This is a genomic window from Mesorhizobium sp. M1E.F.Ca.ET.063.01.1.1 (assembly GCF_003998155.1).
In the GTDB taxonomy this organism is placed as follows: domain Bacteria; phylum Pseudomonadota; class Alphaproteobacteria; order Rhizobiales; family Rhizobiaceae; genus Mesorhizobium.
In genome coordinates this window covers 1-9,398 of the sequence record NZ_RZSC01000182.1, presented here as the reverse complement: position 1 = coordinate 9,398, position 9,398 = coordinate 1, and the positions used below count along the sequence as shown (strand labels likewise).

Genomic DNA, 9,398 nt, shown 5'->3' with positions numbered 1-9,398 from the left:
TGCAGGCCGGCATCACCTGAATATCAATACGCCTCAGGCCTTCTTGCCGTGCTTGGCCAGGTCCTGGGCGATCGCCAGCCTGAGCAGATCGGCGAGTTCGCGGGCGGCGCGGTTCTCGGCGTCGATCTGCGCCCGGTAGGCGGCGAACTCCTGGCGCGGCCGGTCGAAGGACGACGGGATCGAGCGCTTGCCGACGGCTACCACCGCGCCGGTCGCATCTCGCAGCACATAATTGGCGGTGAGCGTCACCGTGCCCGCCGTCGGCTCGTCCTCTTCGGTCTGCACCTGGACGATGGCGGCCGATTCGACCAGCTCGCTGACGCCGAGGTCGAGCGTGTAGGCCGGCGAGGCCGGCTCACCGGAGCCCTGGCCGAACGCGAAGATCAGATTGTTGCGCACCTGCTGGCCGTAGCGCGTGCCGACCGGCTTGATCGAGATCGATGCCAGTTCGGCGGCGGCGCCGACCTGCGAGCCGACGGTGAGCGGCGCGCTGGAGTAGAGCGGCCGTACCGTGCAGGCCGAGACCAGCGCCAGCGAGGCGACCAGGCCCCAGACCGTAACGCGGCCGAAGTGGCGTCCCGCTTCTGACTTTTCCGGATCAGGCAACAACATTGACGATCCTCTGCGGGACGATGATCACCTTGCGCGGGGCCTTGCCATCGAGCGCTTTTTGCACGAAGTCGAGTGCCAGCACCGCTTTTTCGACGGCACCTTGATCCGCGTCGCGGGCAATTGTCAAATCCCCGCGTTTCTTGCCGTTGACCTGCACCGGCAGCACGATCTCGTTGTCGACGACGAGAGCCGGATCGAAGACCGGCCACGGCCGTTCGGCGACGAGTTCGGTGCCGCCCAGCGTCTCCCAGCATTCCTCGGCCAGATGCGGCATCACCGGCGCGATCACATGCACCAGGATCTCGACGGCCTCGCGGCAAGCGCCTTTCAGCGCCGCGTCCGCCTTGCCTTCGGCGACATCGTTGAGCGGCGTGGTCAGCGCGTTGGCAAGCTCGTAGATGCGCGCGATCGCCCGGTTGAAACCGAGCTTCTCGATATCCTCGCCGATGGCCTTCAGGATCTTGTGCGCCGCCTTCGAGACGGCACCCGCCTCGCTTTCCTTGGCCGCCGCGGGCTTCACGCCGGAGAGCTGCTCCGCCGCGATCTGCACCAGGCGCCAGACGCGCTGCACGAAGCGATGCGCGCCGGCGGCACCTTCGTCCGTCCACTCGACGTCGCGCTCGGGCGGCGAATCCGACAGCATGAACCAGCGTGCGGTGTCGGCGCCGTAGCCGTCGGTGATCTCTTCCGGGCTCACCGTGTTCTTCTTCGACTTCGACATCTTCTCGAGCGCGCCGATCGTCGCCTCTTCGCCGGTCGCGATCTCGATGGCGCGGCGCTTGCCGTCCGCATCCTCGATCCTGACTTCGCCCGGCGACAGCCAGCGCCCATTGGTCGACGGGCCGCCGACGCGGTAGGTCTCGTGCACCACCATGCCTTGCGTGAACAGGCCCTTGAACGGCTCGGCGAGATTGAGATGGCCGGTCTCGCGCATGGCGCGGGTGAAGAAGCGCGAATAGAGCAGATGCAGGATCGCGTGCTCGATGCCGCCGATATACTGGTCGACCGCCAGCCATTCGTCGGCAGCCTTCGGCTCTGTCGGCTCGTTCGCCCAGGGCGCGGTGAAGCGCGCGAAATACCACGACGAGTCGACGAAGGTATCCATCGTGTCGGTCTCGCGCCGCGCGTCGCGGCCGCATTGCGGGCACTTCACATGCCGCCATGTCGGGTGTCGGTCGAGCGGGTTGCCCGGACGGTCGAACTCGATGTCGTCGGGCAGCCTGACCGGCAGGTCGGCCTTCGGCACCGGCACCACCCCGCAGGCTTCGCAGTGGATCATCGGGATCGGGCAGCCCCAGTAGCGCTGGCGCGAGATGCCCCAGTCGCGCAGGCGGAAGTTTACCTTGCGCTCCGCCATCGGCCGGCCGCCGATCATCTTCTGTTCGAGCAGCTTCGCCACTTCGTCGAACGCCCTCTCGGGCTTCATGCCGTCGAGGAAGCGCGAATTGATCATCACGCCATCGCCGTCATAGGCCTCCTCGATGATCTGGAAGGTCTTGGCGTCCGCATCCCCCGGCATCACCACCGGGATCACCGGCAGGCCGTATTTGTTGGCGAAGTCGAGGTCTCGCTGGTCGCCCGACGGGCAGCCGAAGATGGCGCCGGTGCCGTATTCCATCAGCACGAAATTGGCGACATAGACGGGCAGCGTCCAACTGTCGTCGAACGGATGGACGACGCGGATGCCGGTGTCGAAGCCTTTCTTCTCGGCCGTCTCAAGTGCGGCCACCGAGGTGCCCATATGGCGGACCTCGTCGATGAACTTGGCCAGCTCGACATTGCTCTCCGCGGCCTTCCTGGCCAGCGGATGATCGGCCGCGACCGCCATGAAGGAGGCGCCGAAGATGGTGTCCGGCCTGGTCGTGTAGACTTCCAGCTCATGCTCGCCGCCGACCGGCTTGGCCAGCGGCCAGCGGATCAGCAGCCCTTCCGAGCGGCCGATCCAGTTGTGCTGCATCAGCTTGACCTTTTCCGGCCATTCGTCGAGGCAGTTGAGCGCGTCCAACAGGTCCTGCGCGTAGTCGGTGATCTTGAAGAACCACTGTGTCAGCTCGCGCTGCTCGACCAGCGCGCCCGAGCGCCAGCCGCGGCCGTCGATGACCTGTTCGTTGGCGAGCACCGTCATGTCCTCCGGGTCCCAATTGACCTTGGAGGATTTGCGCGTCACCAGGCCCTTCTCGACGAAGTCGAGGAACAGCATCTGCTGGCGATGGTAGTAGTCGACGTCGCAAGTGGCGAACTCGCGCGCCCAGTCGAGCGACAGGCCCATGACCTTGAGCTGCTCGCGCATGACGGCGATGTTCTCATAGGTCCAGTCCTTGGGGTGGACCTTGTTCTGCATAGCCGCGTTCTCGGCCGGCATGCCGAAGGCGTCCCAGCCCATCGGATGCAGCACGTTGAAGCCCTTGGCGCGCTTGTAGCGCGCCACGACATCGCCCATCGTGTAGTTGCGGGTGTGGCCGATATGGATCTTGCCCGACGGATAGGGGAACATCTCAAGCACGTAGTATTTCGGCTTCGGGTCGTCGTTCCTGGCCTCGAACAGCTTCTTTTCGGCCCAGGCCTTCTGCCATTTGGGCTCTGACGTGCGCGGATTGTAACGTTCGGTTGCCATCGGATGTTTTTCACTTAAAAGCGGATACGCGGCGCCGGACAAGGCCGGCAGCCGAGACAATGTCGTCGCGGTGTTCACCATGGATTGCCGGACCCGTCAACTGTGGCGATCCGGCGTCGGCGCTAAAACTATAGGCAGGATATGGGCATGACGAGTGCCGTCGAACAGCTTCTTGCGGTCAAGGCGAGGATTGCGGGCGCCGAAGGCGAAGCAAAGCGCGAGCCTGGCGCCGTCACGCTGGTCGCTGTGTCCAAGACCTTTTCGGCCGACGAGATCCGGCCCGTTCTGGAAGCCGGCCAGCGCGTTTTCGGCGAGAACCGCGTGCAGGAAGCTCAAGGCAAATGGCCGGCGCTCAGGCTTGCATTCCCCGACATCGAGCTCCACCTCATCGGCCCGCTGCAGTCCAACAAGGCCAAGGAGGCGGTAGCGCTTTTCGACGTCGTCGAGACGGTCGACCGCGACAAGATCGCCGCCGAGCTTGCCAAGGAGATCGCCAGGCAAGGCCGTTCGCCAAAACTCTATGTCCAGGTCAACACTGGGTCCGAGCCACAGAAGGCCGGCATCGAGCCGCGTGAGGCGGTTCGCTTCGTCAAGCGTTGCCGCGAGGCGCACGGCCTCGCCATCGAAGGCCTGATGTGCATTCCGCCTGCCGACGAGAACCCCGGTCCGCATTTCGCGCTGCTGGAGAAGCTCGCCAAGGAAGCCGGCGTCGCAAAACTCTCGATGGGCATGTCCGCCGACTACGAGACGGCGATCGCTTTCGGCGCGACCAGCGTCAGGGTCGGCTCGGCGATCTTCGGCAGCCGGTAGCCTGTCAGTACTCGTTCGTCTCGATTGACAATTGGGGGCGGCCGCTTTATATCTAGCCAAGCTAGCTAGGAGCGTTAGCATGAACTGGCATCTTCAGGACGCGAAGAACAATTTTTCGAAAGTGGTCCAACGCGCAAGAACCGAGGGCCCGCAAACGGTGACACTTCGTGGGGAACGGGCTGCGGTCGTGCTGTCCGTGGAGGACTACGATCGCTTGGCTGGGATGAAGAAATCTCTTGCCGAATATCTTCTGACCGGCCCCGGCTGGGACGATGCGTTTGACAAGGAAATCACCCGTCGCCCGGATAACATGATCCGGGACGTCGACCTCTGATGTACCTGCTCGACACAAACATTGTTTCGGATGTGCAAAGGCGCCTGCCGAAGCCGACCGCCTGGGTGGCTTCGATCGATCCGGCGTCGATCAGCCTTAGCGTCATTACCCTCGGCGAAATCGAGCGAGGAATCGTCAAGCAACGCAATGTAGACCTCGAAAGAGCGGCCCGGCTCGATATTTGGTTGAGAGAGTTACGAAGAGACAATCGGGACCGCATTCTTCCAATCACCGAAGAGATTGCGTTGGCGTGGGGCCGCATCACGGCAGCCCGTACGCGAGGCAGCGCAGACACGCTCATAGCAGCGACAGCTCTCGTCCACGACCTCATCGTGGTTACGCGCAATGTCGCTGCCTTCGAAGACATCGGCGTCACCGCGCTTAATCCCTGGGAAGCCTGACCTCTGCGCCCCTGCCGGATCGCTGCTCAACGGTTCCCTTGAGCCAGTTGGCCGCCGCGTTTGCGCCAGCACTTGAAACGAAACGGGCCGTTCCTATTTCCCTCCTGTCATTCAGACGCGTCACCCAATCCTTCTCGGGAAATATCACCATGCGCTACAACCAACTCGGCAATACCGGCATGTTCGTCTCCGAACTCTGCCTCGGCACCATGACCTTCGGCGCCGCCGGCGAGAATGCCCAATGGGGTCTCATCGCCAGCCTCGACCAGAAAGGCGTCAACGAGATCGTCGGCCGCTCCATCGCCGCCGGCGTCAACTTCTTCGACACCGCCGACGTCTATTCCTTCGGCGCGTCGGAACACCTGCTCGGCCAGTCGCTCAAGGATCTGGGCGTAAAGCGCTCGGACGTGATCATCGCCACCAAGGTGCACGGCGTCATGGGCGAGGGTCCTAACCAGCGCGGTTCCTCGCGCGGCCATATAATGGATTCGATCGACGGCAGCCTGGAGCGGCTGCAGACCGACCACATCGATCTCTACCTGTTGCACGGCACCGACACGGTGACGCCGATCGACGAGACGCTGCGGGCGCTCGACGACCTCGTCTCCAGCGGCAAGGTCCGCTATGTCGGCGTCTCCAACTGGCAGGCCTGGCGCATCGCCAAGGCGCTGGGCATCGCCGAGCGCAAGGGCTATGCGCGCTTCGAGACGGTGCAGTCCTACTACTCGATCGCCGGCCGCGATCTCGAGCGCGAAATCGTGCCTTTGATCAACGAGGAGAAGCTCGGCCTGATGGTCTGGTCGCCGATGGCCGGCGGGCTGCTGTCGGGCAAATACGGCCCGGGTGCGCCGGGCAATGGCGAAGGCCGCCGCGCCAACTTCAACTTCCCGCCGGTCAACGAGGACCGCGCCTGGGCGGCGGTCGCCGTCATGCGCGAGATCGCCAGGAAGCATGGTGTCAGCGTCGCCACGGTGGCGCTTGGCTATGTGCTGGCGAAGCCCTTCGTGATGAGCGTCCTCATCGGAGCCAGCCGCATGGACCAGCTCGAGCAGAACCTCGCCGCCACCGGATTGAAGCTCGACGCCGACGATCTTGCCAAGCTCGATGAGATGAGCGCGCTGCCTGCCGAATATCCCGGCTGGATGCTGGAACGGCAGGGCGCCGGCCGGCGCCCGGCGCCTTTCGTGCCGAAGGCCTGATCACTCGATCCGAGCCGATGCTTCGAAAGCCGCGCGTCCTTCGGGGCGTGCGGCTTTTCGTTCAGAGACGCACGGTCTCCGCAAGGAAATCGAGAAAGGCCCGCACCCTGGCCGGCAGATGCTTGCCCTGGCCGACATAGACCGCGTGCGTCGGCTCCTCGTCGCCGGGATTGAATTCCTCCAGCAGCGGCACGAATCCTCCGGCGTCGATGTCCGGCTGAACATGCCAGCGTGCCAGCCGGGCGATGCCGGCTCCCGCCAGCCCCGTCCGCCGCATCGCCTCGCCGTCGGTCAGCGTCATGTTTCCGACGATCGGAAGGATGATCGATTTGCCTGCCGCATCGACGAAAGGCCATCCTTCGATATGCCTGGCGAAGCCGAAGGCCAGCATATTGTGGCGTCCTAGGTCGGACAGTGTCTGCGGCGTGCCGCGGGCTTCGAGGTAGGCAGGGGACGCTACCAGCACCATCCGGCTCTGGCCGAGCTTGCGCGCCACCAGCCGAGATTCGCGCAGTGGCCCGGCGCGTATGGCGATGTCGGCTCGCTCCTCCAGAAGGTCGATGACATTGTCGGTCAGCACCGCCTCGACGCTGATCTCCGGGTAGCGTTCCAGGAAGCGCGGCAGCAATTCCATCAGCCGGTGCTGGCCGAAGGGCACATAGCTGTTGACCCTGAGCCTGCCGCGAGGCGCGGCACCCGCCGCCGCTTCGCGCTCGGCCGCGTCGAGGTCGGCGAGAATGCGGATGCCGCTGTCGTGGAAAGCGACACCTTCCGGGGTCAGCTGCAGCCGCCGCGTCGAGCGGCTGAGAAGTCGCGCGCCGAGCCGCGCCTCCAAGCGCGCGATCAGCTTGCTCACTGCCGAGGGTGTCATGCGCAACGCCCGCGCCGCAGCGGAAAAACTGCCGGCCTCGACGACGCGGACGAACACCTCGATCTCGCCGGAGCGGTTGATTTCGGGTCTCGCCATTCGTGAATCTATTTCACAGAAAATATGCTTGGCGCAAGGCTGGTTCACAGCTCGACGGATCACGATCTTCCCGGTCGGGGGCGCGGGACTGGGCGTCCTTTCCTGACCAACCGGACCATTGCCATGCCTCTTGCTCTCTATGCCCTCACCGCCGGCGCCTTCGGCATCGGCGTCACCGAATTCGTCATCATGGGCCTGCTGCTCGATGTCAGCGCCGATCTCGGCGTCTCGATCTCGGCCGCGGGCCTGCTCATTTCCGGCTATGCGCTGGGCGTCGTTGTCGGCGCGCCGCTGCTTGGCGCGCTCACCGGCCGCCTAGCGAAGAAGACGCTTCTGCTTGCCCTGATGGTGGTCTTCACCATCGGCAACCTCGCCTGCGCGCTGGCGCCCGACTACTGGACGCTGATGGCGGCGCGCGTGCTCACCGCCTTCGCGCACGCTTCCTTCTTCGGCGTCGGCTCGGTCGTCGCCACCAGCCTTGTCGCGCCCAACCGGAAGGCGTCGGCTATCGCGCTGATGTTCACCGGCCTCACCGTCGCCAATATCCTCGGCGTGCCCTTCGGCACCTGGCTCGGCCAGGCCTATGGCTGGCGCTCGACCTTCCTTGCCGTAACGCTGGTCGGCGTCATCGCCTTTGCCGTGATCGCGCTGCTGGTGCCGCGCGACGAGCCGGCAGCGGCCGCCGAGGAGGAAAGCTCCGAAGGCGCGCTTGCCGTGCTTGGCCGCCGGCCGGTGCTGCTCGGCCTGCTGACCACGGTGCTGAGCTGGGTCGGCGTCTTTGCCGCCTTCACCTACTTGGCGCCGATCCTCACCCGGATCAGCGGCTTTTCCGAAGCCGCCGTGTCACCGATCCTGCTCGTCTTCGGTGCCGGTCTGGTCGCCGGCAACCTGCTCGGCGGACGCCTCGCCGACAGGCATCTGGTGCCGACGGTCATCGGCACGCTCGTCGCGCTGTCGGCCGCGCTGTTCGTCATGACCGCCGCCATGCATCAACCGATAGCGGCAATCATCGCCGTCGGCCTGCTGGGCGCGGCCGCCTTCGCCACCGTCGCCCCTCTGCAGATGTGGGTGCTGGAGAAGGCCAAGGGCGCCGGCCAGGGTCTTGCCTCCTCCTTCAACATCGCCGCCTTCAATCTCGGCAACGCGATCGGCGCCTGGCTCGGCGGCTTCGTCATCGATCACGGACCGGGCCTCGGCGCCGTCCCACCTGTCGCCGGCCTGGTGCCGCTCGCGGCGTTGGCCGTGGTGTTCCTGGCGCAGCGCCTGGAGCGCGGCCGCCCGCTTGGCGAGCCTGCCGCGGCACAGTGCTGATCGGCTCCCTTTCACCTTCGGCATCACAAGGAGCGAAATCATGGAATATCGACGTCTCGGCGCCTCCGGCCTGAAAGTGCCGGCGCTGTCTTTCGGCGCCGGAACCTTCGGCGGTTCAGGACCGCTGTTCGGCGCCTGGGGCAACAGCGACGCCAAGGAGGCGCGCCGGCTTGTCGACATCTGCCTGGAGGCCGGCGTCAATCTCTTCGACACGGCCGACGTCTATTCGAACGGCGCTTCGGAGGAGGTGCTGGGCGAAGCGATCAAGGGCCGCCGCGACGCGGTGCTGATCTCGACCAAGACCTCGCTGCCGATGGGCGACGGTCCGGCCGACTGGGGCTCGTCCCGCGCACGATTGATCCGGTCTGTGGACCAGGCGCTGAAGCGGCTCGGCACAGACTATATCGACCTGCTCCAGCTTCACGCCTTTGACGCTTCCACGCCGATCGAGGAAGTGCTCTCGACGCTGGACGACCTCGTGCGTTCGGGCAAGCTGCTCTATGTCGGCGTCTCCAACTTCTCCGGCTGGCAGGTGATGAAATCGCTCGGCCTGGCCGAGATGCATGGCTACCCGCGTTACGTCGCGCATCAGGTCTATTACTCGCTGGTCGGCCGCGACTATGAATGGGAATTGATGCCGCTCGGCCTCGACCAGGGTGTCGGCGCCCTGGTGTGGAGCCCGCTCGGCTGGGGCCGGCTGACCGGCAAGATCCGCCGCGGCCAGCCGCTGCCGCAAAAGAGCCGCCTGCACGACACGGCGAGCTTCGGCCCGCCGGTCGAGGACGAGCATCTCTTCAAGGTGGTCGATGCTCTGGACGCTGTGGCGGCCGAAACCGGCAAGACCGTGCCGCAGGTCGCCATCAACTGGCTGCTGCAACGTCCGACAGTGTCATCCGTGATCATCGGCGCGCGCAACGAGGAGCAGTTGCGCCAGAACCTCGGCGCCGTCGGCTGGGCATTGACGCCGAAGCAGATGAAGGCCCTCGATGAAGCAAGCGCGGTGACGGCGCCCTACCCTTACTTTCCCTATCGCCGTCAGGAAGGTTTCGCCCGGCTCGACCCGCCGGCGGTGTGAGTGCTGGCGCCGAAGCTGCCAATCTCCCTCCTTGCGGGGGAGATGGCCGGCAGGCCAGAGGGGGTCGTCTCACGT

General features: G+C 65.3%; 9 protein-coding genes. 6 read left to right on the top strand and 3 right to left on the bottom strand.

The features are described from left to right. Positions 1–33: 33 nt before the first annotated feature. The gene (lptE, locus tag EOA29_RS15235; RefSeq protein ID WP_126091330.1) at positions 34–612 is read right to left on the bottom strand and encodes an LPS assembly lipoprotein LptE; all 579 of its coding nucleotides are present in this window, start codon (positions 610–612) and stop codon (positions 34–36) included. After that, entirely contained in the window at positions 599–3,226 is a 2,628-nt protein-coding gene (gene leuS, locus EOA29_RS15230) for a leucine--tRNA ligase (protein ID WP_126091329.1), read from the bottom strand. Before leuS ends, lptE begins: the two co-directional genes overlap by 14 nt. A 147-nt stretch (positions 3,227–3,373) precedes the next feature. Between leuS and EOA29_RS15225 the strand changes: the two genes are divergently transcribed. The 4 genes from EOA29_RS15225 (at position 3,374) to EOA29_RS15210 (ending at position 5,970) form a co-directional block, all read left to right on the top strand. Next, positions 3,374–4,036, top strand: coding sequence for a YggS family pyridoxal phosphate-dependent enzyme (locus EOA29_RS15225; RefSeq protein ID WP_126091328.1), 663 nt, complete (start codon positions 3,374–3,376; stop codon positions 4,034–4,036). A gap of 79 nt (positions 4,037–4,115) precedes the next feature. After that, on the top strand, positions 4,116–4,370 hold the full coding sequence (locus EOA29_RS15220) for a type II toxin-antitoxin system Phd/YefM family antitoxin (protein ID WP_126091327.1): 255 nt from the start codon (positions 4,116–4,118) through the stop codon (positions 4,368–4,370). Further along, positions 4,370–4,771 (top strand): type II toxin-antitoxin system VapC family toxin, encoded by a 402-nt coding sequence (locus tag EOA29_RS15215; RefSeq protein ID WP_126091326.1) that lies wholly within the window; start codon positions 4,370–4,372, stop codon positions 4,769–4,771. The genes EOA29_RS15220 and EOA29_RS15215 overlap by 1 nt, the downstream gene beginning before the upstream one ends. Positions 4,772–4,920: 149 nt before the next feature. After that, complete coding sequence (locus EOA29_RS15210) at positions 4,921–5,970, top strand: aldo/keto reductase (RefSeq protein ID WP_126091325.1); 1,050 nt, start codon at positions 4,921–4,923, stop codon at positions 5,968–5,970. 61 nt (positions 5,971–6,031) lie between these two features. On the opposite strand, the gene EOA29_RS15205 is transcribed toward EOA29_RS15210, so the two are convergent. After that, positions 6,032–6,937, bottom strand: coding sequence for a LysR family transcriptional regulator (locus tag EOA29_RS15205; RefSeq protein WP_126091324.1), 906 nt, complete (start codon positions 6,935–6,937; stop codon positions 6,032–6,034). A gap of 123 nt (positions 6,938–7,060) precedes the next feature. Between EOA29_RS15205 and EOA29_RS15200 the strand changes: the two genes are divergently transcribed. Together EOA29_RS15200 and EOA29_RS15195 are read left to right on the top strand one after the other, a co-directional pair. Further along, positions 7,061–8,248, top strand: a complete 1,188-nt coding sequence (locus EOA29_RS15200) for an MFS transporter (RefSeq protein WP_126091323.1) — start codon at positions 7,061–7,063, stop codon at positions 8,246–8,248. A gap of 40 nt (positions 8,249–8,288) precedes the next feature. Further along, on the top strand, positions 8,289–9,323 hold the full coding sequence (locus EOA29_RS15195; protein ID WP_126091322.1) for an aldo/keto reductase: 1,035 nt from the start codon (positions 8,289–8,291) through the stop codon (positions 9,321–9,323). Positions 9,324–9,398: the final 75 nt, after the last annotated feature.

Coding starts and splice junctions, on each gene's coding strand:
- EOA29_RS15200 (WP_126091323.1), top strand. CDS start 7,061: ATGCCTCTTGCTCTCTATGCCCTCACCGCCGGCGCCTTCGGCATCGGC.
- leuS (WP_126091329.1), bottom strand. CDS start 3,226: ATGGCAACCGAACGTTACAATCCGCGCACGTCAGAGCCCAAATGGCAG.
- EOA29_RS15210 (WP_126091325.1), top strand. CDS start 4,921: ATGCGCTACAACCAACTCGGCAATACCGGCATGTTCGTCTCCGAACTC.
- EOA29_RS15195 (WP_126091322.1), top strand. CDS start 8,289: ATGGAATATCGACGTCTCGGCGCCTCCGGCCTGAAAGTGCCGGCGCTG.
- EOA29_RS15220 (WP_126091327.1), top strand. CDS start 4,116: ATGAACTGGCATCTTCAGGACGCGAAGAACAATTTTTCGAAAGTGGTC.
- EOA29_RS15205 (WP_126091324.1), bottom strand. CDS start 6,937: ATGGCGAGACCCGAAATCAACCGCTCCGGCGAGATCGAGGTGTTCGTC.
- EOA29_RS15215 (WP_126091326.1), top strand. CDS start 4,370: ATGTACCTGCTCGACACAAACATTGTTTCGGATGTGCAAAGGCGCCTG.
- lptE (WP_126091330.1), bottom strand. CDS start 612: ATGTTGTTGCCTGATCCGGAAAAGTCAGAAGCGGGACGCCACTTCGGC.
- EOA29_RS15225 (WP_126091328.1), top strand. CDS start 3,374: ATGACGAGTGCCGTCGAACAGCTTCTTGCGGTCAAGGCGAGGATTGCG.